General features: G+C 56.1%; 22 protein-coding genes and 1 tRNA gene. 9 read left to right on the forward strand and 14 right to left on the reverse strand.

Going from position 1 to position 26,402, the window contains the following annotated elements:
* Positions 1–88 precede the first annotated feature (88 nt).
* From Abci_RS09215 to Abci_RS09230, 4 genes are all read right to left on the reverse strand, one after another.
* On the reverse strand, positions 89–1,726 hold the full coding sequence (locus Abci_RS09215; protein WP_048838880.1) for an electron transfer flavoprotein-ubiquinone oxidoreductase: 1,638 nt from the start codon (positions 1,724–1,726) through the stop codon (positions 89–91).
* Positions 1,727–1,845: 119 nt separating this feature from the next.
* Positions 1,846–2,523, reverse strand: coding sequence for a 2OG-Fe(II) oxygenase (locus tag Abci_RS09220; protein WP_048838881.1), 678 nt, complete (start codon positions 2,521–2,523; stop codon positions 1,846–1,848).
* Positions 2,524–2,662: 139 nt separating this feature from the next.
* On the reverse strand, positions 2,663–4,042 hold the full coding sequence (gene hemN / locus Abci_RS09225) for an oxygen-independent coproporphyrinogen III oxidase (RefSeq protein ID WP_048838882.1): 1,380 nt from the start codon (positions 4,040–4,042) through the stop codon (positions 2,663–2,665).
* A 4-nt stretch (positions 4,043–4,046) separates the two neighbouring features.
* Positions 4,047–4,874, reverse strand: a complete 828-nt coding sequence (locus tag Abci_RS09230) for an OmpW/AlkL family protein (protein ID WP_048838883.1) — start codon at positions 4,872–4,874, stop codon at positions 4,047–4,049.
* 300 nt (positions 4,875–5,174) lie between these two features.
* On the opposite strand from Abci_RS09230, the gene Abci_RS09235 reads away from it, so the two are divergent.
* A complete protein-coding gene (locus Abci_RS09235; RefSeq protein WP_048839126.1) occupies positions 5,175–5,942 on the forward strand; it encodes a Crp/Fnr family transcriptional regulator in 768 nt (255 codons plus the stop codon).
* On the opposite strand, the gene Abci_RS09240 is transcribed toward Abci_RS09235, so the two are convergent.
* From Abci_RS09240 to Abci_RS09260, 5 genes are all read right to left on the reverse strand, one after another.
* Positions 5,931–7,469 carry an efflux transporter outer membrane subunit gene (locus tag Abci_RS09240; protein ID WP_048838884.1) on the reverse strand — a complete coding sequence of 513 codons (1,539 nt, stop codon included), beginning with the start codon at positions 7,467–7,469 and terminating at the stop codon, positions 5,931–5,933. The two genes, Abci_RS09235 and Abci_RS09240, sit on opposite strands and share 12 nt — an antisense overlap.
* Positions 7,466–10,555, reverse strand: a complete 3,090-nt coding sequence (locus Abci_RS09245) for an efflux RND transporter permease subunit (RefSeq protein ID WP_048838885.1) — start codon at positions 10,553–10,555, stop codon at positions 7,466–7,468. The genes Abci_RS09240 and Abci_RS09245 overlap by 4 nt, the downstream gene beginning before the upstream one ends.
* Positions 10,548–11,681 carry an efflux RND transporter periplasmic adaptor subunit gene (locus Abci_RS09250; protein WP_048839127.1) on the reverse strand — a complete coding sequence of 378 codons (1,134 nt, stop codon included), beginning with the start codon at positions 11,679–11,681 and terminating at the stop codon, positions 10,548–10,550. Before Abci_RS09250 ends, Abci_RS09245 begins: the two co-directional genes overlap by 8 nt.
* A 458-nt stretch (positions 11,682–12,139) precedes the next feature.
* Positions 12,140–13,732: a Do family serine endopeptidase gene (locus Abci_RS09255; RefSeq protein WP_048838886.1), complete on the reverse strand. Its 1,593-nt coding sequence runs from the start codon at positions 13,730–13,732 to the stop codon at positions 12,140–12,142.
* Positions 13,733–13,895: 163 nt separating this feature from the next.
* A complete protein-coding gene (locus Abci_RS09260) occupies positions 13,896–14,351 on the reverse strand; it encodes a nucleoside deaminase (RefSeq protein WP_371861389.1) in 456 nt (151 codons plus the stop codon).
* A 141-nt stretch (positions 14,352–14,492) separates the two neighbouring features.
* Here Abci_RS09260 and Abci_RS09265 point away from each other — a divergent pair, with 141 nt between their 5' ends.
* The 8 genes from Abci_RS09265 to Abci_RS09300 all read left to right on the forward strand — a co-directional run bounded on the left by Abci_RS09265 (position 14,493) and on the right by Abci_RS09300 (position 19,764).
* The gene (locus tag Abci_RS09265; RefSeq protein WP_048838888.1) at positions 14,493–14,690 is read left to right on the forward strand and encodes a hypothetical protein; all 198 of its coding nucleotides are present in this window, start codon (positions 14,493–14,495) and stop codon (positions 14,688–14,690) included.
* 129 nt (positions 14,691–14,819) lie between these two features.
* On the forward strand, positions 14,820–15,548 hold the full coding sequence (locus Abci_RS09270) for a gamma-glutamyl-gamma-aminobutyrate hydrolase family protein (protein WP_048838889.1): 729 nt from the start codon (positions 14,820–14,822) through the stop codon (positions 15,546–15,548).
* Positions 15,545–16,327 carry a pseudouridine synthase gene (locus Abci_RS09275; RefSeq protein WP_048838890.1) on the forward strand — a complete coding sequence of 261 codons (783 nt, stop codon included), beginning with the start codon at positions 15,545–15,547 and terminating at the stop codon, positions 16,325–16,327. Before Abci_RS09270 ends, Abci_RS09275 begins: the two co-directional genes overlap by 4 nt.
* Positions 16,327–16,950: a 16S rRNA (guanine(966)-N(2))-methyltransferase RsmD gene (gene rsmD / locus Abci_RS09280; RefSeq protein WP_181015846.1), complete on the forward strand. Its 624-nt coding sequence runs from the start codon at positions 16,327–16,329 to the stop codon at positions 16,948–16,950. The genes Abci_RS09275 and rsmD overlap by 1 nt, the downstream gene beginning before the upstream one ends.
* Positions 16,951–17,060: 110 nt before the next feature.
* On the forward strand, positions 17,061–17,642 hold the full coding sequence (gene ssb / locus Abci_RS09285) for a single-stranded DNA-binding protein (RefSeq protein ID WP_048838892.1): 582 nt from the start codon (positions 17,061–17,063) through the stop codon (positions 17,640–17,642).
* Positions 17,643–17,803: 161 nt separating this feature from the next.
* A complete protein-coding gene (locus tag Abci_RS09290; protein ID WP_244877636.1) occupies positions 17,804–19,027 on the forward strand; it encodes an O-antigen ligase family protein in 1,224 nt (407 codons plus the stop codon).
* Between the two features lie 183 nt (positions 19,028–19,210).
* A complete protein-coding gene (gene dksA, locus Abci_RS09295; protein ID WP_048838893.1) occupies positions 19,211–19,624 on the forward strand; it encodes an RNA polymerase-binding protein DksA in 414 nt (137 codons plus the stop codon).
* Between the two features lie 65 nt (positions 19,625–19,689).
* Positions 19,690–19,764, forward strand: a tRNA-Thr gene (locus tag Abci_RS09300).
* Positions 19,765–19,919: 155 nt separating this feature from the next.
* Here the strand turns inward: Abci_RS09300 and Abci_RS09305 are convergent.
* From Abci_RS09305 to Abci_RS09325, 5 genes are all read right to left on the reverse strand, one after another.
* Positions 19,920–20,258, reverse strand: a complete 339-nt coding sequence (locus Abci_RS09305; protein ID WP_048838894.1) for a hypothetical protein — start codon at positions 20,256–20,258, stop codon at positions 19,920–19,922.
* A 44-nt stretch (positions 20,259–20,302) separates the two neighbouring features.
* Positions 20,303–21,565 carry a tyrosine--tRNA ligase gene (tyrS, locus tag Abci_RS09310; RefSeq protein WP_048838895.1) on the reverse strand — a complete coding sequence of 421 codons (1,263 nt, stop codon included), beginning with the start codon at positions 21,563–21,565 and terminating at the stop codon, positions 20,303–20,305.
* Positions 21,566–21,673: 108 nt separating this feature from the next.
* Positions 21,674–23,131 (reverse strand): metalloprotease TldD, encoded by a 1,458-nt coding sequence (gene tldD / locus Abci_RS09315; protein WP_048838896.1) that lies wholly within the window; start codon positions 23,129–23,131, stop codon positions 21,674–21,676.
* Between the two features lie 406 nt (positions 23,132–23,537).
* A complete protein-coding gene (locus Abci_RS09320; protein WP_048838897.1) occupies positions 23,538–24,233 on the reverse strand; it encodes a histidine phosphatase family protein in 696 nt (231 codons plus the stop codon).
* 16 nt (positions 24,234–24,249) lie between these two features.
* The gene (locus tag Abci_RS09325) at positions 24,250–26,385 is read right to left on the reverse strand and encodes a hypothetical protein (protein ID WP_048838898.1); all 2,136 of its coding nucleotides are present in this window, start codon (positions 26,383–26,385) and stop codon (positions 24,250–24,252) included.
* Positions 26,386–26,402: the final 17 nt, after the last annotated feature.

Consider the following 26,402-nt stretch of genomic DNA (forward strand, 5'->3'; position numbering starts at 1 on the left):
GTTTGACAGGTACTACAATCTTCATGGCTTCTTTCGCTTGCAGACGCAGGATCGTTCAGAGGGGGGCATACAGCATTTTTAACAAAAATTACATACCGGCCGGATAGTTAGGCCCGCCAGCACCTTCAGGGACCGCCCAGTCGATATTTTGTGCGGGATCCTTGATGTCACAGGTTTTGCAATGCACGCAGTTCTGCGCGTTAATTTGCAGGCGCGGGTCTGTGGCTTCCTCCACCACTTCATACACGCCTGCAGGGCAGTAGCGTGTTTCCGGCGCACGGAAGACATCCCAGTTCACGGTTTTCCATAGAGACTGGTTCTTGACCCGCAGATGAACGGGCTGGTCTTCCTCATGGTTGGTGGCGGACAGGAAAACGGAAGACAGGCGGTCAAATGTCAGTTGCCCATCCGGCTTGGGGTATGCTGGTTTTTCACACAAGGACGCCGGTTTGAGCACTTCGTTATCAGAATGTTTGAAGTGAAGGGTCCAGGGGGCATGACCTTTGAAGATCATGGCATCCAGGGCTGAATAGACTGCCCCTTTCTTCATGCCAAACCGGGCGAAAGCCGGACGGATGTTGCGGGCGGTACGGAGCTCTTCCCACAGCCAGGAGTTCTTGACGCGCTGAGTGAAGGAAGCAGGTTCCACACGCTCCGTCTGCATGGCGTCCACCACAGCTTCTGCCGCCAGCATACCGGACTTCATGGCTGTGTGCGTGCCTTTGATTTTGGGTACGTTGAGGAAGCCTGCGGAGTCCCCAATCAAAGCGCCACCGGGGAATGTGAGGCGCGGTATGGCCTGCAAACCACCTTCTGACAGGGCACGGGCACCGTAAGCAACGCGACGACCGCCTTCTAAATGTTTGCGGAAGGCTGGATGCAATTTCAGGCGTTGCATTTCCTCAAAAGGGGAAAGCCATGTGTTGGGGTAGTCCAGCCCAACGACAAACCCATAGGAAACCAGGTTTTCGCCAAAATGGTACAACCAGGCACCGCCATAGGTCTGGTCATCCATAGGCCAGCCAAAGCTATGCTGCACCAGACCGGGTCTGTGCTTCTCAGCCGGGATTTCCCAGACTTCCTTAATACCAAGGCCGTATGTCTGGGGGTCCACCCCCTTGCGCAGGTCATAGTGCGCCATAACCTGTTTAGTCAGGGAGCCACGGCACCCTTCAGCAAACAGGGTATAGGTGCCACGCAGTTCCATACCCGGCTGGTAGTTGGGGCCTTGCTGCCCATCCCGCGTGATGCCCATATCACCGGTTGCAACGCCAACCACCCGGTTATTTTCGATCAGCACTTCAGCCCCGGCAAAACCGGGATAGATTTCAACGCCCAGCTCTTCAGCCTGCGCTGCAAGCCAGCGGCAGACTTCACCAAGGCTGACAATATAATTGCCGTGGTTGGCCATGTGCGGCATGAATTTGTCGAGCATGGGAACGCGCACACTGCCGGTTTCCGTCAGGTACAGCATTTCTTCTGCAGCCACTTTGGTGTTCAAAGGCGCTCCGCGCTCTTTCCAGTCCGGCAGCAGTTCTTCAAGGGCTCGGGGTTCGATCACCGCGCCGGAGACAATATGCGCGCCAATTTCACTGCCTTTTTCAATCAGGCAGACGCTGGTTTCCGGGGAGAGCTGACGCAGACGTATGGCCGCAGCAAGGCCCGCAGGGCCGCCCCCCACAATAACAACGTCAAATTCCATTGACTCACGCACAGTGTCACTCATCCCAGCTCTCTACTCCCCGATAGCGGCGCGGGGCCCTTTTCATGCCTGCTTAGGCTCTATTGCAAAAAGCACTCTCTCCTGTTGCGGAGAGAGCTGCGCCAAACCTTGTTTTATAACGTTTATTGCTGCGCTGCCACAGGACCAAAGGCCAATTCGTGTACAGCCCGCCAGCTTGGATCAACATAATTGACAATAAGTGTCCGACGCGTGCCCTCTATCGGCCGGCGGACAAAACCGTGCCATGTCTTGTCGGACGGAATAAACAGAACACCCGAATTAAACGCGCCAGAAGCACGCGCCAGAGACTCACCATCGGGTGACATCAGGTCCGTGCCCCACTCTCCCGCATGATCATTTGTGGAAAGAGACACCAGAAGCGTCAGTTTCTTGGCACCAATGTCCGTATGGGGCTCAAGCCAGAAACCATCTGTATCTAGGCACAATTCCAGACGCAGGGCGGCATCATCCAACTGGGCACCGCAATGTTGAGCAAAAGCCTGACGAACGGTCTGGCTTTCAAACACATGCGCCAGACGGTCGAGACGCATATCCTGCGCACGCGTGGTTTTATCTACAAACACACGGAATTTGTTGCGCGTCTCCCGCCGTCCTCCAACATCCCCAGCCCGGGCTTCTGTACCCGGATCCCAGGCAACCAGAGCATCGCAGGCCTCAGGTTCCAGAACGGTATCCAGCATCCAGTGCTGGTAGGGGTGGTGTTTGACAGGCGTGGCCGCCAGCATTTGGGGGAATGCCGAAGCTGCGCCAGCTCCTAAAACCTGGGCTTCAGACTGCATCTGCCCTGTCCTTCAGTTGCGGTATATATGCCACTCCCTGCACACCACTCTGGCTACAGTATGGAGCAAACTGCCTTTTCCATGCGCCAAAACGGCCGCACGATCAACATATGCTTATACGCAACAAAGAGAGAGACGTTCAGATAGCGCGTGAAAAACGCTGCTGGTCGGGCCGCCCAACAGAGGCCTGAGCCAGCGTTTTACGGTGCGTATCAAACAAGGCCGCAACATTCCGCACGAAGGGTCTGCCTTTTTCCGTCATCTGCACTTTTGCGCCAGTTACAGTCACCAGACCGTCCTGCACAAAGGGGGCCAGTTCCGCCAGTTCAGGTGTGAAGACATCCAGCCCGGCTTCCATCTGGGCCAGATCTACCCCCATGTCGCACATCAGGCGTTCAATCACTTTGCCGCGCAGATGGTCATCCGCTGTACGGGCAACACCCCGTGCGACTGGCAGATGGTCCGAATCCGCCAACGCGCGAACATAGGGAGCAACCGCCGTAATGTTCTGCGTATAGCCACCGGGCAGCATGGAAATGGCAGACGCACCCATACCAATCAGCGCATCTGCCGAGTCGGTGGTATAGCCTTGGAAGTTGCGGCGCAGGGTACCCTCGCTGGTGGCCTTGACCAGAGCATCATCCGGCAGAGCGTAATGGTCCAGACCTACAGGGACATAGCCGTGCTTTTGCAAGACAACGTCCATACAGGCCCGTTGCGCCAGACGCTCCATTGGGCCGGGAAGAGACGCCTCAGGAATCAGGCGTTGGCGCTTCTGCTTCCATGGCACATGCGCGTACCCGAAAACGGCCAGACGATCCGGGCGAAGAGAGGCAATCTGGCGCACTGTCTCGGCCACGCTTTCTTCTGTCTGGTAAGGCAGGCCGTAAATCAGATCGATATTGATGCCAGACACACCGGCTGCCCGCACGCTAGAGACACAGGCTTCTGTCTGTTCAAAAGACTGATGCCGGCCACAGGCTTCCTGCACTTTTTCGTTCAGGTCCTGCACACCAAGGCTAATGCGTGTAAAACCCAACTCCCCCAACAAAGCCGGGTAATTCTGTGGCACATGCCGTGGGTCAAGCTCCATGGAGCACTCTGCATTGGGCTCAACATGAAACATGGCGCGCACGGAGCGCATGATCTGCCGTAAAGCAGATTCGGGGAGTGTAGAGGGTGTGCCACCGCCAAACTGCACATGGCGTACGCGCCGCTGTGACCCAATGAGCGCCACAACACGCCTCAGTTCCTCGCGTAGCAGGTCTCCATAGGCCTGACGCCCGTCATCACGCCGCATGACAGACGTATTGCACCCGCAAAAGCGGCACAATTCATCACAGAAAGGCACATGAAAATAGAGGGAGAGCGGTTGCTCTGCTGGCAAAGCACGTAGCCAGCCTTCTGCCTGAGCAGGGCCGACTGCCTCCGTAAAGCTGGCAGCAGTCGGGTAGCTTGTATAGCGCGGCAGGTTTCCGCCGTAACGGGTGATCAGGTCAGAAACAGATGCCGCGCCCATGGTCTTAGAACCGGTAAGCGATACCAGCAGAGACCACTGTGGGGTCGAGAGATTCGTGCGCACGAATCTTTGCACCCTCAGCAACTGCCGTGTTCAGGACGCCGCCTTTAGCCCAGGCATGCATACGAACGAACACCTGCTTGACATCAGCATTGAAGAACCAGTTACCAACCAGCTGATAGTCAAAGCCAACATTGACAGCCGGGCCGCCGGTGAAGCCAGAGTTCAGCTTCATGCCGTTTGCGCCATGCATGCTATGGAACCACATAGCTGTTGCACCCACGCCAACATAGGGGTTGAAACGTTTGTGCGGACGGAAATGCCAGGCGAAGGTCAGCGTAGGTGGCAGAACCCATGCGCTGCCAACGTCAAGCTTGCCACCAGGGATGTTGGGGCCGCTTGCGTTCACTTCATGACGGGTGCTGGTAGCAATCAGGTCAACAGATACGTTGTCTGTCAGGAAGTATTCCAGCGTCAGTTCAGGCATGGCCTGATTGGTGGTGGAAATACGGGAATGCTTCAGTTCCGTCATCGGGCCGGTGGGGCCAGCAGCCCATACGCGGCTGTCACGATCCTGCGGCAGGATACCAACACCAGAGAAGCGCACCATGAAGTCACCACGGCCAAGACCGATTTTGGTGCTGGCGCAGGTCTGGAACAGACCACAATGCCCAGACGCACGGGGAGCAGAAGGAATCTGCTTCATGATGGGTGCATTGACATACTGCGTGTTTGCGGAAGCTGGAGCCACAGCTGTCTGCGCCATGGCGCTACCGGACAGAGCCGCAACACCTGCGGTGATAGCTGTCAGGAATGAACGAAACTTGAGCATTGCCGTTATACTTTTCCAACTGCGTTGTAATATGTCTGCTGGAAAAATCACGCACAGGCCGCATGGGCCTTGATTTAAATCAACCTCCGCCGCCTATGCGGTAAATGCTGTGTCTTTAAAAGCACACTCCCGGCACGGGACTATTTGTGACGAGGTGAGCATAAAACGCAGATGGGCAAAGCGTTGGCTTTGGCTTTGATTTACATCAAAAACAACGTAAGATTTATCTACACTTTCTATCTACCTGTTTTTTGGCAGTTTTCTGCCCTGCAGGGCCTATTTTCCTGGATAGTTCACCTTATGTCCGCAGATACACAGACCCACATTACCCCCACCAGAATACGGAGACGGCTGGTGCTGAGCGCTGGGGATGACCTGCGGAGATGTCTGGTATGCGAAGTGCGTGAAAAGAGCGTCTGCAACGCCATTGACGATGATGACCTTGCCGTTTTGGCTCAGGCCTCAAAAACTCTCTCCTTCCCGCCCGGCACGACACTGGTAGAAGAAGGCGCGCCTGCCACAGCATTTTTCAATGTGACCGGGGGCACGGTCAAACTCTTCAAATCCCTGCCTGATGGCCGACGGCAAATTACGGGCTTTGCGGATGTGGGCCATTTTCTGGGGCTGACAAACGCCGGCTTCTATTCTTTTGGCGCAGAGACGGTAGATGCTGTCAGGGTTTGCCGTTTCTCACGCACACGTCTGGAGTCCCTGCTGACGGACTACCCCCAGTTTGAGCGCCGCCTCCTGGAAGGCATTGCAGACGAACTGGCCGATGCTCAGGACCAGATGCTGCTGTTGGGCCGCAAGACAGCGCGTGAACGCGTGGCCAGTTTCCTGCTGTCCCGCACCATTCAGTCACCCTGTCAGGCAAAGGAAGACGAGACACCTCTTGTCTCCCTCCCCATGACGCGGGTGGATATTGCGGATTTTCTAGGCCTGACCATTGAAACCGTCAGCCGTACCATCAGCGCCCTGCGCCGGGAGGGGCTGATTGCGGGCACGGACCATCATGGCATTCGCATCCTTGCCCCCATTCAACTGGAAAGTCTGGCGTTAGGGCAGTAACACCGCCAGCCCCTTGTCTGGGTGCCATGACGGATTATGGGGAGCCTCGGACTCCTTGCTGTTCCACCATCCTCCGCCAAGAGCCTGAAACAGGGCTACAGTATCTGCCAACCTGTCAGCACGGGATTGGGCCAGAGCAAGTTCCGTTTGCAGATGCGCCTGCTGCGCGGCCAGCATGACAATCTGACTAATGGCACCGTATTTATATTGGGCCAGCGCAATACGCAGGCTGTCTCCGGCTGCGGTTGCGGCCTCAGCATTATCCGCCAACGTTGTGGCATCAAGCCGCAGGGCCGTGAACGTATCCGCAACATCCTGCAATGCGGACAGAAGCGTGCTCCGGTAGTCAGACGCAGCCTGATCATACGCAGCACGGGCCGCGTTTTCCTGATGCCTGAGAAGCCCTCCGTCAAACAACGGCTGCGTTATCATGGCGGCAATAGTCCATTGCCCGTAACCGGGGGCTGCCATCTGGGCAATAGAAGCCGCAGCATAACCGGGGGTAGCACCCAACTGAATATTGGGCAGCCGGTTGGCAACAGCGACCCCAACCTGTGCACAGGCTGCGTGCCAGTTGGCCTGAGCGGTCCGGATATCCGGTCTTTGCTCTATCAACCGTGCAGGCACACTGACGGGAAGGTCAGCCGGGAGTGTGAAGTCCTTGAGGCTGAACTCCGGCTGCGGCACGTCTGGCGTATCACCCACCAGCGCAGCAATCAGATGTTTTTGCTGTTCAAGCTGCTTTTGCAACGGGGCAAGCGTGGCCTCATTCTGGGCAAGGGCCGTATGCTGCAAAGCCACATCGTTTTGCGAAAACTCGCCAGCTTTTTCCTGCTTGCGGGCGGAGTCCAGCAGGTTGCGCTGTAAATTAACAAGGGACTGTGTGGTGTCGAGCTGCTCTTTGAGGGTGGCGTAGTCAATGGCCGCCTGCACGACAGACGATGTGAGGGTAAGCTGCACCGCACGCAACTGGTCCCGCTGCGCATCCCGCAGGGCTGTGGCGGATTCCACCCCCCGGCGTACACCGCCCCAAAGGTCTGGCACGTAGGAGATATTCAACTGTGCCGTGTGTACCGTGTAAAGCCACTGGTTGCTGTTGGGCACAGGTGAGTAGGTGCGAGACGTTTTGTTACGGGTCGGGTTAAAACTGCCAGAAATACTGGGATAATAAGCACTTTGCTGTGCCAGCCGGTTTTCCTGCGCAGCAGACAGAGCATTCCGTGCGGATTCGAGCGAAGGATTATTGGCCAGAGCCTTCCGCACAAGCTGGTCCAGCGCTGGTGAGCGGAACAGCGTCCACCATTGTGCCGGAATATCCTGCCCTACGTGAAAAACCTGCGCCCCACCTTGCAGACCGGCGGCGTCCTGCTCGGCCTTGCCGGTAACAGCCTGGGTGCGGCTCAGCTTAGTGCCCTGCCCATACAGGCCGGAAGCTGGAGCTGCCGGTTTTTTAAAGTCCGGACCAACAGCACACCCTGCCAGCGCAACCAAACCGAGGCTGCACCCTGCCAGAAGAAAATGCTTCATGCTTTTGGCTCCCGTGCAGCGGCACGCCGCTCGCACCATGCTTCCATCTCATAATAAAAAGTGGGCAGGATGAAGAGCGTGAGGATGGTGGCAATGCCCAAGCCACCCACCACCACTGTTGCCAGACCACGCTGCACGTCTGTCCCGATGCCTGTTGCCAGAGCTGCGGGCAACATGCCCATGCTGGCAACGGTTGCGGTCATCAGCACAGGCCGGAACCGCTCCCCCGCCCCTTCCTGCACTGCTTCTGCCAGAGCCACACCCTGTGCGCGGTGCCGGTTGATGTTGGACACCATGATAATACCGTTCTGCACAGCCACCCCGAAGAGGGCGATAAACCCGACCGCTGTGGCCACGTTAAGGGTTTCCCCCCGGACCTGAAGCGCAACCAAGCCGCCCAGCAGAGCCAGTGGCACAACCGCCAGCACCAGCACTGCCTGACGCAGTTTGCGGAATTCGCCAAACAGCAGAACAAGCATGACTGCAAGCATGATGGCCAAGGCCACACCCAGGCGCGCCTGTGCGCGTTGCTGTTGCTCAAACTCTCCAGCCCATTCAAGACGGTAGAGGCTAGGGTCAAAATGAACCTGGCTGGCAATACGGCTCTGGGCTTCTGCCATGTAGTCAGACAGCGGGCGTTTGCCGTTATCCACGCGCAAGGTAATCTGCCGCTGGGTCATTTCATGAGAGATCGTGCCTTCGCCGGTCTTGAGACTGAGAGCTGCCACCATTTCTAGCGGAATTTGTGCGCCATTGGCCGCCGTAAGCGGCAGGTGCCCCAAAGCCCGCAAGTTGCTAACCTGTTTGGAGGGCACACGCACAGTCATGTTGTATGTGCGGTCTGCAATATAAATCTGGGAGATTGGTGCATCCCCAATTGCATTCCCTACAACAGCCATAATATCTGCCACGGAAATACCGTAACGGGCAGCCGCACGCCGGTTGGCAACAATGTTGAGCTGCGGAATTTCAGGTTCCTGAAAGATTGATGCTTCTGTGGTGCCTGAGACATGCTTGAGCACGTCCACAATCTGGGTGCCGATATGCCGCAGTTCGCGGGCATTATTACCATACACACGCAAAACAAGGGCAGAGTGGGCACCACCTGCCTGATCGTTCATGCCGTCTGCAATGGGCTGGCTGATGCCGAAGGTGATACCCGGAATCTGCTTCAGCTTGGCACGCAGGCGGCTTACAAACTGCGCTTTGGTTTCTCCCTTAGGCCAATCTGAATAAGGCTTCAGGCCCACGGGTACTTCGATGTGGGATGGAGTCCATGGGTCTGTACCGGAGTCATTCCGGCCAAGCTGCGTCACGGCATAAGACGTTTCCGGGAAGGAGCGAATGGCCTTACGCACTTCATCTGCTGTGCTACTGGCTTTTTCCAGCGACATACCGGACGGAAGCTGGACCTGAAGCCACAATGCCCCTTCATCCATATCCGGCAAAAATTCACGGCCCGTATGGGCGCCCAGAACCAGAACCAGCACAAAAGCCGCTATAGCGCCGATATAGGCCAGCAATGGCTTGCGCATAATGTGGCCCAGCCCGGCATGATACCAACCGTGCAGTTTTTCCAGCGGCTTGTTGTGAAAAATCTTGTGCGGCTTCCGCATGGCCAGAAAAGCCAGTGACGGCGTAAGCACTATGGCACTCAACAAAGCCCCCAGAAGAGCAAAGCTGACGGTATATGCCATGGGGCGGAACAGCCGCCCCTCCGCCCCGACAAAAGCGAACAGCGGGCTATAGGCAACAATGATGACAAGCGTGGAAAAGACAATGGCCCGCCCAACATGCTTGGTCAGGCCTTCTACATCCTCCAGCGTCATGACGTGGTCTGGCCGTGCTTCCCGCATACACAGGATGGTTTCCGTGACCACAATGGCGCCATCAACAATCACGCCAAAGTCGATCGCACCCAGTGAAAACAGGTTGGCGGGCATGTTCAGCATACTCATGATGACGAACACGGCAGCCAGCGCCAGCGGAATGGTCACAGCCGCCACAATGGCGCTGCGCGGACTCCCCAGAAACAGAATGAGAATAACAAAAACCAGCCCCACACCTTCCAAAACGGTGTGCGTGACTTTCTCTGTTGTGGCATGCACCAGATTGTCCCGGTCAAGATACGGCACAATATGCACACCCTGCGGGCCAAGCTGCTTTTCAAGCTCATTGACACGGGCATGAAGGAGGGTCAGCACGTGGGACGCATTCTCCCCCGTGACCATGGAGACAATACCTTCCAGCGTATCCGGGTTTGAATCCTTACCCAGAATACCCTGCCGCACCTGATGACCCAGTTGCATGTGCCCAAGTTCACGCAGGAAGACGGGTACGCCATCATGCTGGGCAACGGGTATGTCCCCCATTTCCTCAAGGGTATGGATCATCCCCACGCCACGCACGATGTAGGATTGCTCCCCCCGTGCAACGCGGCCGCCGCCAGCATTGATGCTGCTATTGCGGATGGCATCCAGAATATCGTTTACGCCCACATGAAAGCGGTCCAGTGCGTCCGGGTCCAGCATGAGCTGGTATTCCCGCGTAAAGCCGCCAAAATTGCTGACGCTGGCAACCCCCTGCACCTTGGTGAGGGCCGGAACCACAACCCATTGCTGGATTTCGGAAAGCTGCATCAGGTTTTTGCTGTCAGACTCCAGCGTATAACGCAGAATCTCGCCCGATGGGCTGGTGACAGGCCCCATGCTGGGCGTCACGCCTGGTGGCAGCGTAACCTGTGCCAGTTGCTCCGTCACCCGCTGACGGGCTGCATACACATCCACCCCATCCCGAAAAATCAGGTTGATCAGGGACAAGCCGAATGTGCTGCTGGAACGACTGCTGACAAGCCCCGGCGTGGCTGCAAGCTGCCGCTCTAGGGGAATGGTAACCTGCTGCTCCATTTCCTCCGCAGCAAGGCCTGCACTTTGGGTACTAATCTGCACAGAGACGGCACCGAGGTCCGGGTAGGCTTCAACCGGAAGGTCTTTCCATGCCCAGCCACCCCATAAGGCCAGCACGGCCATGGCTGCAAAAACGATGCGCCGCTCCCGCAGGCAGACGGCAATAATTTTCTCAATCATCGTTCAGCAGAACCCCACCGCGGGTCACAATCCGTTCCCCAACCTTCAGGCCGGAGAGAACCTGCGTGTCCTCACCCTCATCGTAGGAAATGGTGACCACCCGGCGTTTGAAGGCCCAGGGTGCGACCTCTACAAAGACAGTGACACGGTCATTATTCATTAACAGGGCTGACTGCGGAACCATAAGGCCGGGCGGCTGTTTGAGCTGTATGGCAACAGTGGCAAACATGTTGGGTTTAAGGTCTTCATCCGGGTTCGCCAGCGGTACGATAGCCCGCATGCGCCGTGTATCCGCATGCAGGTCCGGCTCTACTGCTGACACCTGCCCTGGAATAAAAATTCCATCGCGTGCAGGCAGGGTCACCGCCACAGGTTGCCCTACATGCACATCATCTCCATCGGCCTCTGCCACGTTGGCAACGGCCCAGACTTCCGAGATATCTTCCACCGTTAATAAGGCAACGGTCTGGTCTGTAATGTTTACGCCGGGAGCCGTGGCCAAGGTGGCCACAACGCCATCCATCGGGGCACGAAGCACCAGCGTTCCATCTCCGCCAGACTGGTCTGTCAACGCGGCTAGACGCGCCTGTGCGCGGCGTTCCTCTGCCTCTGCCTGAGAGAGCAGTACGCGCGCGGCTTCTACGTCTTTGGTTGCGGCACCACCAGCCTGTTTGACTTCTTGCGCACGCTGCATGGCGCTACGGGCCTGCACCAGACCAGCCTTGGCTTTGGTTTCATCCGTTGTAGCCTGCGCTGTATCGCCCGACAGCAGAGTAAGTAGAACCTGACCCCGCTTGACGTGCTGGCCGGATGTTACGGCAACCGAGGCAACACGACCGGTTACAGGCGCAAAGACAGGCACCACACGGGACGGCTCGGCCATAATGGAACCGGGGACAGACAAGGTATCACGCGGCGCGGACCATTCGGCCGCTGTGACCTGGAGCCGCTGACGAAGAGGAGACTGCTCCGGCACAGTCAGCACGCCATCCTTACCAACAACAACGCCGGATGCAGCAAAAGCAGGCACCCCGGCACTTATGGCAGCCATGGCAAACAGGGTGGAAAAAACTGCACAGCGCATAGCGCGGCGGCCAGACAGGGGAACAAAAACCAGTTTCATCATACAATCCGCACCGACGCAGAGAATTTTGGCACTATGCAACAGCCAGCACCTGCCCACACAGTGTCCTGCCTTTGACCGTGTCAAACAGGACGCAAACTGTGTAGCGAAGCCACCAAGGGTTTGCCAGAGCACCTAATTATACACAAAAATTGAATATCACTTACCCATCTATGTAGGTAAAAATAGGGTTTTTGTATGCCCTAAGCCTTTATCACATAGTTTTCATTCACCCGGACCAAAGCAGACAGGGCTTTCGTTCTTTAAAAGCATCATTTTTTAATTAAAATTTTACAATAGTTTTTTCTATAACCTAACAAAAACAACTCTTTCCTCTCCGTATAGAGCGTTCATACCCGCTAAATAAATTTCATACCTCTCTTGCACGAAGCCAGAACAAAAAAAACGCCGGACCCCAATGGCCCGGCGTTTTACAGCACCACCCTGAGAGGGTGGCTTACTCAGTTATCGTCATCATCATTGTCATCAGGCTGGTTCGCGCTGCCACCCCCATCGGGAGAGATTGCGATAAACAGTGACTGACCATCCCGCAGGATACGCAGCAGGACTGGCTTTTTAGCCGCCAAAGCACTCCGGACAGCACTCACTGCAGCACGCGGCGCTTCAACGGTCTGGCCACCGACTGCCTGAATAACGTCACCAGGGCGGATGCCTGCCTGATCAGCGGGGGAGCCGGGCTGGATGTCGTTAACAACAACCCCTTTCACGGCATTGCTCAGACCCAACTGGTGGCGGAGGTCGTTAGACAGCGGAGCGAGGGAGACACCCAGATGCTGGCCAGATGCTGCTGCATCACTCACGCCGCCATCATTACTGGCTTTCCCCAGATTGCCGATCTTGAGCGTCAGGTTCTGCGCTTTGCCACCACGAATATAGTCCAGCTTGACATCCGTGCCCGGAGCGATGGACGCAACGCGCACAGCAAGATCATGCGGAGACGCAACTTTCTGGCCGTTAAACGCGGTAATCACGTCCTCAGATTTCAGGCCGGCCTTCTCGGCGGGGCTGTCTGGGCTGACACTGGCGATCAGCGCCCCTGCAGGCGGCACACCGTCAGCCGTAGCTGGCAGGTTTAGAGCCTTGGACATGGCGGGAGAGATAACCTGAGCGTTTACGCCAAGGTAACCCCGGACCACATGCCCGGTTTTGCGAATCTGGTCAGTGACACTGCGCACCGTATCGGACGGAATAGCAAAACCAATCCCGATGGACCCGCCGCCTGAGGGAGACAGAATTGCGGTGTTAACCCCAACAACCTTGCCATCCTGCGTAAAGAGGGGGCCGCCGGAGTTGCCACGGTTAATTGGCGCGTCAATCTGAATAAAGTTGTCGTAGGGGCCTTCGTTAATGTCACGCCCACGCGCGGACACAATGCCCGCAGTGACCGTGCCACCCAGACCGTAAGGGTTGCCTACGGCAACGACCCATTCGCCGGGCTGCACATCTTCCGACTCACCCAGCTCAATAAACGGCAGCTTCTGGGACGAGGTGACTTTGAGAAGCGCAAGATCGGTCTTGCCATCACGGCCAATAACCTTGGCCGGCAGGGTCGTGCCGTCGTCCAGCGTTACCGTAACCTTGGTAGCCCCTTTGACTACATGGTTGTTGGTAACAACGTACCCATCGGCAGAGATAAGGAAGCCTGAGCCTCGTGCCTCAATCATCTGGTGGGACTGCTGGGGTGCCATCTGGAACGGGAATGGGAACGGGAATGGCATACCCCCCCCAAAACCGCCACCGCCGCCCATGCCACCTTCTTCACCCTCGACCGCACTGGCCTTGATGGTGGATGTAATAGACACAACAGCAGGTTTGACCTGTTTGACCAGCCCGACAAAGTCCGGGAGTTTCTGGCTGGGGCCGCTTGGCTTAATGGCTCCGGCAGCATCCTGTGCATGTGCAGCATGGGAGAGCATGATAGCAGACCCAACGCCTGCCCCGCCTTCTGCCACCAAAGCTGCACCGGCCATGACGGCCATAAGGGTAGTGCGGCGAGACCGCCCGAAAAATTTTGACACAGATTTTCCCGTCATCACGTTTCCGACTGTTCCTTGCGTTGTCTGGCTGGGGCTTTCCCACCCAGGCGCGGCCCTATGACACCTTACTCCCGCCCAGTCAGCAAGAGGCTTGTGGTTATAGAGCAAACGCCTATGGCAATAAGATGGTTCTCCTGCTGTTAAAACAAAAGTCCGCCCTTTAAAGTTTGTCCGTATTTTTCTGATGGCGAAGGGCCGTAAAGAAGTCTTTGAGCAGGGCCGCGCATTCCTGCTCCCGTACACCACCAATAACTTCCGGCTTATGCAGGGTTTCAGGCCGGTACGGCACTCTGGGGCCGTGCTCCATACCGCCGCCCTTGGGGTCATAGGCCCCAAACACAACCCGCCCCACCCGGAAATGCGTTATGGCGGCGGCACACATCGGGCAAGGCTCCAGGGTGACAAACAACGTACAGTCACCCAGCTTCTGCCCGCCGCGCAGGGCAACGGCTTGGCGCATAGCCAGCATTTCCGCATGTGCAGAAGGGTCCTGCCACGTCTCAACATGGTTGTAGGCCTGCGCCAGAATCGCCCCATCCGGCCCTGTCACCACAGCCCCTACCGGAACCTCACCCGCACGTGCGGCCTCATGGGCCAAGGCGATGGCCTGCGTCATGCCGCTTGTCATGAGTTAATTTTCACAAAATATTTCCTTCCTCACGCAACGCTTGGCCTTTTGATGCATTATGCCTGAAATAAGGCAGCGTTTTTCCTTGCAATTGCGCGAAAATCCCTGCCATCATGCCACAGAGATGCCATGATTGCTTTTGTAACACAGCGTCATGCGCCAAGCCTATTCAAGCGCGAAGGGATCAGTTCGATGCACAGTCTCACTCTCATCCTGGCAGCTGCTGCCATTGGTCTTGGTCTGTCAGTTGTTGACCGCGGTGCAACACCTGACCTTGCGCAGGGCAGAACGCATATTGCCCAGTATTCTTCAGTTCTGACGGGCTGATTCAACGCCTGCCTGTACGACATACGGGAACAGTCTGTCCCTGATACTGATAATAAACGTGCAAAACCACTGGCTCTATGGCAGTGAGCAGGACCTTATTAGCCTTTTCCGGTTCAAGACTGCTCACCCATGACCGCACGCCGCCCTGTTATTGGTATTACGCTTGACCACGAGGCCGGTGGTGAAGACCGATATTCCCGTTTCCCGTGGTATGCCTTGCGGGAAAACTACATGTCTGCGGTCACAACGGCAGGGGGACTACCGGTTGCGGTCCCTCTTTTTCCGCAACTGGCGGCCGACTATATGCCGCACCTTGATGGGCTACTGATTACCGGCGGTGCATTTGACATTGACCCGGCTTTATATGGCGAGACCCAGCGCCATGACACCGTGTCCCTCCGCCCGCGCCGTACTCAGGCAGAACTTGCCTACCTTTCCGCCGCTTTGCACCAGAACCTGCCCGTATTGGGAATTTGCGGCGGCATGCAGCTTATTGCTGTGGCACTGGGGGGCACACTCATCCAGCATATTCCCGAGTCGTGCCCTGAGGCCCTGCCCCACGAGCAGCCTAACCCGCGTGATGAGGCCAGCCACACTGTAAGCATAACGCCCGACACCCTTTTGGCACACATAACCAGAACGCAGTCTATGGCGGTGAACTCCTCTCACCATCAGGCTGTTCGCACCTCTGGTCGCGCCAGGATTAACGCTGTGGCAGAAGACGGTATTATTGAAGGCCTTGAAGACCCTACCCACCGATTTTGCCTTGGGGTGCAATGGCACCCGGAATTTGGCATAGACCCCTCAGACCGTAAGATTTTTAACGCCTTTGTTCAGGCGGCAGGAGAAAAAGTGTGACGCAGGAACCGCGCGGAGAGCGCATTGCCAAATGGCTTGGCCGCACCGGGGTTGCCAGCCGACGCGATGCAGAGCGGATGATTGAAGAAGGCCGCATCAAGCTGAACGGCCAGCCGGTAACGCATCCCGCAACCTTTATAACGGATGGGGACATTGTGCAGGTTGATAACAAACCTGTATCCGCCCCCGACCGTACCCGCCTCTGGCGTTACCACAAGCCTGATGGGCTTGTGACAACTCACAAGGACCCGGAAGGCCGCCCGACCGTCTTTGCCTCCCTGCCAGAAGGCATGCCGCGTGTGATCAGCGTTGGCCGCCTTGACCTGAACAGTGAAGGGCTGCTGCTGCTCACCAATGATGGTGAACTGGCACGGCGGCTGGAACTACCCTCCAACGGCTGGATCCGGCGCTACCGTGTACGGGTTTTCGGGGTGGTGGACGAGGCACGTCTGGCGTCTTTGGCAGAAGGCAGCGTTTTTGAGGGCGTGCGTTACGGCCCGATTGAAGCTGCGCTGGATTCCCGCAAGGGCGATAATGCGTGGCTCACGGTTTCTCTGCGTGAAGGCAAAAACCGTGAAATTCGTAAGGTTATGATGGGGCTGAACCTGCATGTCAGCCGTCTGATCCGCACCAGCTATGGTCCTTTCCAGCTTGGTACGCTGCTGCGTGGAGAACTGGAAGAAGTCCAGAGCCGCGTGATACGCGACCAGCTTCCCAAAGCCTTGCCTGAAAAAACCGGCGCACGGCCTGCACCACGCAAACCGCACCATGCTGGCTAATCGTGCGTATTATTGCTGGGGCCAGAAAGGGCCGTATTCTTGTAGCCCCTGCGGGCGCCACTACGCGGCCAACAGCAGACCGGGTGCGACAGGCTCTGTTTGACATGCTGCTTCATGCACCATGGGGGGGAGCCTCTGTCCTGACGGGTGCCCATGTGCTGGACGCCTTTGCTGGCACCGGCGCTCTGGGGCTGGAAGCCCTGTCCCGCGGTGCAGCGTCCGCCAGTTTTTTTGAAACTGACCGTGCCGCCCTGGCCGCTTTACGCAGCAATATTGCAGGCTGTGGCTGGAAAGAGACCTGCACCGTCCTGCCGCGTGATGTTACAAAACCACCACGAGCAAGAACAGCCTGCTCCCTGATCTTTATAGACCCTCCTTACCGGCAGGGTCTTCCCGCCCGCACGCTGGCGGCCCTTGCTGCACAGGGTTGGGTTGCTGACGGCGCACTGGCTGTTATTGAAACCGCCGCAGATGAGGCCCTGCCACTTGCGGACCTATCCAACCCTGGCCCTATGGCTCCTGATAGCGTGGACGGGGAGCCTGTTCCGCCTCCGGCTTATGCAGGCGTTCTACTGGCTGAGCGCAAACATGGTGCAGCGCGCCTTTCCGTGTGGCGGCTATAAATCCGATTTGTTGCGCCTGCTCCCAACAGAAGGCTGGCAGGAGTAGGCAGGGTGCGCTAAACGGTCAGACACTCTTTTATGAATAGAAACACGATGAAACGGGGTCACTAATGGCTGGCAGCGTTAATAAAGTTATTTTGGTCGGTAACCTGGGCAAAGACCCGGAAGCCCGCACCAGCCAGAGCGGCATGAAAATTGTGTCCTTCCCGCTGGCAACAAGTGACACCTGGAACGACAAGCAGTCTGGTGAACGCCGCGAGCGGACAGAATGGCACCGTGTGGTGATTTTCAATGATCGTCTGGCTGATGTTGCGGAGCGTTTTCTGCGCAAAGGCCGCAAGGTTTACCTTGAAGGGGCGTTGCAGACCCGCAAATGGACCGACCAATCCGGGCAGGAACGCTACACAACTGAAGTGATTGTGGAACGCTTCCGCGGTGAACTGGTCTTGCTTGATAGCCGCGCTGGTGGCGATGATGAGCAAGGCGGTGGTGGTGGCTATGGTGGCGGCGGTTACGGCGGCGGCAGCTATGGCGGCGGGAATAGTGGTTACGGCGGCGGTCAGCGCGGTGGGGATGACTTTGGTGGTGGCTCGGCCCCGCGCCAGAATACCCCCTCACGCGGTGGCAATGCATCTGGCGGGTGGGACGCCCCCAGTGGCAATAACGACCTGGACGACGAAATTCCTTTCTAAAAAACTGTCGTTTCCCTGCTTTGTGCCTTTTTCTGGCCAAGGCAGGCGTCTATGACCTCTTTGTAATGGATACACAGCACCCTTCTGCACACTGGAAAAACCGGTTTTGTGCTTCGCTCAGCGTTTGCGCAGTATTATGCACAATGCTTCTGCCGTTTTTCATGTTCTTCAGTCGGGCGCTTTGCGATATTACTGCGACTGTTCTGGGGTGTCTTTTTTTACTCCAGTCTGGACTAACTGGTCAGTGGCAGTGGTTACGCAAGCCTTGGGTGCTGGCTGCCGCTGCTCTCTGCGCATTAAGCCTTATTTCTTCTGTGCATATGCAGAACATGGGAGCTATTGCGCAGGCAGCCTGCCTGCCACGCTTGTTCCTGATTACTGCGGCTACAGAAAACTGGGTTTTGACCCGCAATAACCGGCGCCTTCTTCTTAGTGGCGTGTTTCTGCTTCTGGCAGTGTGGCTGATAAGCCAATGCTGGGAACAGTATTTTACCGGAACAAACCTTATTGGGGCTCCAGCCTGGCTGGATGGCTCCCTGACCGGTCCGTTTATAAAACCGCGTGCAGGCTTTACGTTTCTCATGCTTTTCTTCCCCGGTATTATGCCGGTGGTGCTGTACGCCTTGAAAAGGCGGAGTTGTGTAGCAAAGCTGGCAGGCGTTGCCCTTCTGCTGCTTTCCGTGTTGACCATGGTCTTTATCGGGCAGCGCATGAGTACCGTTCTGATGATGTTTGGCCTGTTTTTGACAGCCCTGATGGTGCGGCAGTTTCGCTGGCCATTTGTTGGGGTCATTTTAGGCATGATAGCCGCCCTTATCAGCCTGCCGCTGCTTTCCCCGCCCACTTATGCCAAGCTGGTCATCAAATTTTCAGATCAGCTTCAGCATTTTTCAACCAGTGATTACGGACAGCTGTTTAAAAAAGCCACCATCATGGTTCTTAACCACCCTGTTTTAGGGCTGGGGATGGATGGATTCCGGAATTTTTGCCATCTGAGCCTGCAAAGTAATGTGCCGGCACTTGTGGGGCTGCCTTCACTTGAAAGTCCTGCACCGCTGGGATGCAATATTCACCCGCACAACTATTACCTTCAAATTGCGACAACAGCAGGGTTGCCGGGCCTTTTTGCTTTTTGTGCACTGATTTTTTTCTGGTTACGCGCGGGCTGGCAACGCCTTAACCCCATCCAACATTCCAAACAGGCTATGTTGCTGGTGATGTGCTGCACGGTTTTGTGGCCCATTACCTCAACAAGTGCTTTCTTTACCTTTCCAACAGCGGGATGGATTTTTCTGTTCGCTGGTTGGCTTTTGGCGGAAAGCAAGGCGAATGCGGATGCCCCAGCAACCGTTAATGCATGCCCCATATCTGAAAAACAGACATAAATATTTCCTTTAAGTCTTAATAAAACAGACATATTGCTGCTCAGGTAAACGTGATTATAAAACTCAAATGCGTTTTCTTGCCTGAGTAATGCATTATCTTCTTGGCGTATTGTTCTACCACCGCTATAAGCCGCGCATTCTTTCAAGGCAGTGCTTCTGTCATTGCAAAGGCTGATAACGACCATGATTACTTTACCGCCCGACTATCGCCCGTCAGACGACGAAGAGTTCATGAACTCTCTTCAGACGGAATATTTCAGACAGAAACTTCTCAAATGGCGTGCCGAGCTGCTGAAAGAAGCAGGCGATACCCTTGCCAGCCTGTCTGAAGGCGGGATCCATGAAGCCGATATTACCGACCGTGCCAGCGTAGAAACGGACCGTGCGCTTGAACTCCGCACCCGTGACCGCGCCCGCAAACTGATTGGCAAAATCAATCTTGCCCTTCAGCGCATTGAGAACGGGTCTTACGGCTACTGTGAAGAAACCGGTGAGCCCATCGCCCTACGCCGCCTTGAAGCGCGCCCCATTGCAACCCTGTCCATTGAGGCGCAGGAACAGCATGAGCGGATGGAAAAAACACATCGCGATGATTAATTCTGCACTTTTTGCAGAAACACACTTGCGGCGGAGCCTGTGAGAGGCTAGAACCCCGCCAGAAAGCTGCTGTAGCTCAGTGGTAGAGCACTCCCTTGGTAAGGGAGAGGTCGACAGTTCAATCCTGTCCAGCAGCACCATAAATTCTCTACATTTTGAAATTTCTGGTGGCTTTGTAGCGTCTTTGGTCACGTGTAATCGGTGCCAACCAAAACGTCCGTCTACCCCACTAAAAAAGGGATGCGACCTGATGCATCCCTTCCCCAAAAGACTTTTCTTTATAAAATTTGGCTAACTAGCGTGGACCGCCGGGCCCACCGGGCCCGTTCTGCCGCCCACGGTCGGGGCCACCTCCATTGTGACGAAAGCCATTATGGTCTGAGGGGCGTCCCGGCCCACGGTTATCCCGTGGCCCATTACCGGGCGGCCTGCCCGGTGGCATCTGGCGTGTGAACTGCGGCCGCACCCGGCGGTCTGCATAGCCCCAACGAGAGCCTGGGCCGTACCCATAATAATCATCGTAACGCGGGCCGTAGCCGGAATACTGGTAGGAGGTATATCCCCCCACCGGGCCAGCACACGCTGAGAGAGAACCCACCATAGCGAGACAAAGCAGCAAGGGTATGCGTTTCATTGTATCCTCTCCCCCATACGGGCGTGCGTTACAGTTGATCGGGCTTAGGCCTCTGCTTTGACCAAAATATGGTGCTTTTTGCCCGAAGAAAGGCGAATGGCACCCTCTACCGCGTCAGCCTGCGTAACCAGTTGGTTTTCATCCGTCACAGGAATGGTGTTCACACGCGCACCGCCCCCACGCACCAAACGCCGGGCTTCGCCATTGGTTTTCACAAGACCCGATTCCGCCAACAGACGGAAAACCGGTATGCCTGCACTCAGCTCTGCTGCCGCAACGTGGTAGACAGGCAAGTCAGCCGCTGCAACATGGCCTTCTTCAAAGGTTTTGCGGGCGGCCTCCGCTGCGGCCTCCGCTGCGGCGCGCCCATGGCACAGGGCTGTGGCTTCTGTTGCCAGAATTTTCTTGGCTTCGTTAATATCCGCGCCCTCAAACGCTTCCAGGCGTGCACACTCATCCAGCGGCAGGTCCGTAAACAGACGCAGGAAGCGGCCTACGTCTGCATCTTCCGTATTGCGCCAGAACTGCCAGTAATCGAACACTGGAAGACGCTGGGCAGAAAGCCAGACCGCACCTTGAGCTGTCTTGCCCATTTTGGCACCGGATGACGTGGTGAGAAGGGGTGTGGTCAGGCCCATCACGCTTTTCTGGTCAGTCCGGCGCACCAGATCCACACCCGAGACAATATTGCCCCACTGGTCAGACCCACCAAGCTGCAACGTAACCCCATAGCGGCGGTTCAGTTCGCGGAAGTCGTAAGACTGCAAGATGGAGTAATTGAACTCAAGAAAGGTCAGACCCTGTTCGCGGTCCAGACGGCTCTTGACCGAGTCAAACGCCAGCATACGGTTGATGGAGAAGTGCACCCCTACATCCCGCAGCAGGTCAATATAAGCCAGCTTGTCCAGCCACTCCGCATTATTGGCCAGAACCGCATCTGACGGTGCATCCCCAAACGCCAGAAACTGGCGCAGGCACCCTTCTATACCGGCCAGATTGGTTGTGATTGTCTCTTCCGTCATCAGCCTGCGGGCTTCTTCCCGGAAAGACGGGTCCCCAATCCGGGCAGTGCCACCGCCCATGAGCGCCACAGGGCGGTGCCCATGTTTTTGCAGCAAACGCAACATCATGATCTGGATAAGACTTCCCACATGCAGGCTGTCTGCTGTGGGATCAAAGCCGATATACGCGGCCACAGACCCTTTTGCCATGGCATCATCCAGTGCTTTTTCATCCGTGCACTGAAAGAGGAAGCCACGTGCAGCGGCTTCCTGCATGAAAGGACTCGTGTACCCGTTCTCGACCATTTTCTTACCCTGTTATTTCCCGGCACCTGCGCTATGCGCGGCCCTCTGGCCTTGCTCTAGCATGACGGCACGGGTGACCCAATCGTGTTTGCTGTCTTTTGTAGCCGTTCAGGCCGTGCCACCTACGGTCAGGCCTGTCATTTTCAACGTTGGCTGCCCTACGCCCACTGGTACGCCCTGCCCCGCTTTGCCGCAGGTACCAATACCGGGGTCCAGCTCCATATCCTTCCCGATCATGGAAACCTGTGTCATGGCCTCGGCCCCGCTCCCAATCAGCGTAGCGCCTTTGACTGGTGCCGTGATTTTTCCATCTTCCACCAGATAGGCTTCCGAAGCGGAAAACACGAATTTTCCTGACGTGATATCAACCTGACCACCTCCGAAATGCACAGCATACAGGCCACGTTTCATGGACCGGATCATCTCTTCCGTAGAAGCCTGACCTGGCAGCATGAGCGTATTGGTCATGCGGGGGAGTGGCACATGCGCGTAGGACTGACGGCGACCATTGCCTGTAGGGGCCATGTTCATGAGGCGGGCATTCTGCCGGTCCTGCAAATACCCCGTGAGAATACCATCTTCAATCAGGACAGTCCGGCTGGTTGGTGTGCCTTCATCATCCACAGTCAGACTGCCGCGGCGGTCAGGCAGGGAGCCATCATCAATCACTGTCACGCCGGGGGCTGCAATCCGCTTCCCCATAAGGCCAGCAAAAGCCGAAGTTCCCTTACGGTTAAAGTCACCTTCCAACCCATGACCTACGGCTTCATGCAGCAGGATGCCCGGCCACCCGGCACCCAGCACAACTTCCATCTGCCCGGCAGGGGCCGGACGGGCTTCCAAAGCAACCAGCGCCTGACGCAGTGCTTCATCCACCGCACCCTGCCATGTTGGCTCTTCCAACAGACGGTTAATTTCATAACGGCCACCCAGACCGTGGCTACCGCTTTCCCGCTTACCGCCCTGCTCAACCACAACTGAGACATTCAGGCGCACCAGCGGGCGTAAATCGGCCACACGCACCCCGTCTGCCCGGATAATCTGCACCGCCTGCCATTCACCAGACAGAGAGGCCATAACCTGTACCACCCGGCTATCCTTGCCGCGCGCATACGCATCAATCTTGGAAAGCAGGCCCGACCGTGCCGCAAAGTTGCTGTCACCCAGCGGGTTGGCTTCCGTGTAGAGTCGCGTATTGGTCGAACGCGGCGGAGCAGCCAGCGTGCCTGAGCGCCCTGCCCGCACGGCACTGACCGCATCGGCTGCGCGTTTTAGCGCGGAGCGGCTGAGGTCATCAGAATGGGCGAAACCCGTTTCTTCTCCCAAAACCGAGCGAAGCCCAAACCCACAGCTTGTATCAAAGGATGCTGAGCGGATAACGCCATCATCCAGAGCAATGCTTTCGCTTTCCCGGTATTCCAGAAACAGTTCACCGTCATCCATCCCATCCAAAGCATGACGGGTAAGACTTTCCGCTTCATCCCGCGTCAACAGGGCTTCGGGCCGTTTGAAAAACAGGTCATCCGTGACGGCCAGCGCACCGGGGCTTGTGGGGTAGGATGACATGAACACTTCTCCTGAACAGGATTACACGAAAGCAAGGGCTTGGCCCTCAATAAACACAACATAAACAGTTCAGGCTTGCGGCAAAACCCGCATCCTTGCCTGCTTTCCGTTTTCTCTCCCCGTAGGCCCTTATGCGAAAGCCTTGGCAGAGCAAGATATGGGCCTCGTGCGTGGGAGAAAAAAGGGGGAGCCTCTAACGGCCTCACACCAAAGCACGAGAAACCAGCTTTTGGTGCCTGACCGCCCATACTGTTTTACCTGTAACAGGTTCAACCATGCCCGGCATACACGCATAAAAAATGTCAGGGCTGTTTTAAAAAAGTCTCTACAAGGAAATATATTTTACAAAAACTTCCCGCACTATCCTGGACATTTAGGCATCCAGAATAATGCAAGATCTGCCACATCAAATACCGGGCAGTTCATTTACCGTCACCACGCGCCAGCCTTCTTCCAGCCGTTCCAGAATGGTAAGAGAAATATTCTGGATAGAAAAATGCAATGCAGTTTCAGCATGAATACGCAAGGCATGTGCCAGAGCTGCACGAATGGCACCCCCATGGCTTACAGCAACAACATCCTGCCCGGCATAGGTTTCTGCCAAACGGTCGAGCCCACGTCCTACACGGGCGCACACATCAATCATGCTCTCACCTTTGGGAGGGCATTCTGTGGCGGCAACGGACCAGAAAGGATGTGCCGCCAGATGTAAGTGCTGCGGCAGCTCTCCATGTGGCATACCCTGCCATTCACCAAGGTTCTGCTCTATCAAAGCAGGTTCAACTGTCAGAGCACTTGGGCCGTATCCGGCGTCCTGAATGGCCTCTGCTGTTTTGCGGGTACGGGAAAGGGGGCTGACAAGCCACTGCGCCTTTTTGGGGAGCCGCGCGGCCAGAGCCTCATACATCGGACGTTGAGCGATCAGGCTGTCTGGGCAAAGCGGCACATCCAGCGTGCCATACAGGCTCATACGGGCATTCTGTTCAACCAGCGCGTGCCGGATCAGCCAGAACCGCGTAATGCCGGAAGCAAGTTGCGGGGTATCAAGAAAATTGCCTTGATTGATTTGCTTGGTCGGGAGGGTCGCCGTTTGTATCGTCATAGTGTCCGTTGTGCTGTTATGAGGAGCCCATTGCAAGAGAAGACGGTGCCAGTCCTGTCTCTTCACTCAAAGCTGAATACATCTTGTGGCTCAGGGGCCGATAGGATGGAAGCGGGTCCGCCGCTGCAATATCTGACCAGAAATTAAGAATTAAGCTTATTTTTTGAAGAACTTTTCGAGCATCTTCCGTTTCACGCTTCATGCGTACATCCACCCCAAGGGTTTTATGAGACGGCTCGCCCGAAACTAGTCGTGCCCCGGCAGAGAGGCGCAGCGCCCCAGCTTTACCCCCTGCTGCATGAGGGTGCGGTAATGCCACAGGCTGGCCAATATGGCATAAAAGTTCAGCTAATAATTTGTACTCCACCGGAACATAGGGGGAGAGGTCAGCATTAAGCCAGTAATACATTTTTCGGCACCGCTCGAAGTCTAGCGGATGATCTATATCTGCCGCTTCTGGCGCACGGACCAGAAAGGAGAGAATGGTTTGCTGCCGGTCCCAGTCATGAGGGAGCGGGTCTCGTTGTGGCACAAAAGGTGTGACCAGTTGCAGGTCAGCGTTCAACAAAATGGCCTGCGTCACCTCATGCAGGAAATACTGCAACCTTATTTGTATTGTTGAGGCCGGGACAGAAGCAAAGGCCTCCATTTCCGCCCGTGCTGCGGTCCAACGTAGAAGCAGACCATGATTGCTTCCCGGGGCAAGGCCTGCGCAGCCTGCTGCTGATGGCCATTCATTTTGATACGCATAAGCTGCCAAACCAGAAGGAAGAGAATGATGGTCCAAACGGTTCCGCCATTCTGCTGGCAATAGGAGAGCCCCACAAAACGGCGGACCTGTATAAAATTTGGAACCCGTAACCATAACCGCCCAGTTTTTTGCCAGATAGGCCTGTATACGCTGCGGCATAAGGCGAGCCTGACAGGCATCCACAACAATATCCAGATGATCGGGATACGCCGCAGATAAATCAGACATCGCCTGCATATCCGGCGCAAGAAGGCCTGTTTTTGACAGATCAAGCACATGCAGCAAAACACGCTGCCCGCTGGCTACGGCTTGGGCAACAGCCGCATGGCACGCAAGCACAACCTCATCCATGGGGCGCAATCCACCCTCTTCATTCCGCAATGAGAGTGTTACCGTATCTTCTGATTCTTTAAAACCAGATATAATTTCAAGTTTTTTTACAAACTCACCACCTGATGTTTCATTGTCAAAATGGCAGCCTTGTGCGGCCAGAGGAATACCGCGTCCCGTTTCATCAGGCTCCGTTAATATGGTTTTAACTTTCCCGCTTTTCATTTGTGAAAGAGCAAGTACGGCCAGCGCGGCATCTGTTCCCGATGCACAAAGGACGACTGCAGCCTGATTTTGCAACCCAAAGAATGTTTTTAAAAAATGCCTCATGTCATCGGCATGGTGCGCCAGGAACTCTGTCTGCTCTTCTTTTATGAGTGCCCTCATAAAGGCAACACGGAAATATTCAGCAGCCGCGAAACCTCGCTCAGATAATGAGGACGCGGTAGATGAGGCAAATGTTACAGCCCATGGGCGCGGACGGTGTGAGCACCCATAATGGTTCAGGCCGGTCTGAGGCGTAATAGCCAGCCGCGTATCTCCCCCATCTGTCATGAGCGATTCGACACAGCCAATAAGAGGCCAGACGCGCTGGAGCCACTCATGGCATCTGGTCCACACCGCCTCAGTCAGGAATGAGAGTGGGGGGGCATCAGCCATACACGGCAAAAAGCTGGCAACCACAGCGTTTAGCTGCTGCCGTGAGGGAATAAGAGACGAGGCAAAAGCAGAAATCCAAGCCTCAGGCACGGGACTATCCTGCGCGGCATCCATAACCCAGAAGCGTGCCGTGACACGTGCGGCAACAAGACAAGCCCTGAGCATATACTCGGGTGTGTGCTGCGTATCCTGCGTCAGCAGGCTGACCTCCAAGACATATCTTATAAAGAGGGGCGCCAAGGCGTGATCATACAAACACGGAGCCCCAAGCACGATGCGCCCGTCCCCATAAAGGTAAAAGGGGGCCTGAAGGGACGGCTGAGTGGAAACAGAACAATAGCTTTCCAAAACCTTAAATTCAGGCCTCTTAAAAATATGCTGTGCTGCGCCTGTCAGGTTTTCGACAAACATTTTTTCCAATTCCCACC

It is taken from the genome of Acetobacter cibinongensis, from assembly GCF_000963925.1.
Classification (GTDB): domain Bacteria; phylum Pseudomonadota; class Alphaproteobacteria; order Acetobacterales; family Acetobacteraceae; genus Acetobacter; species Acetobacter cibinongensis.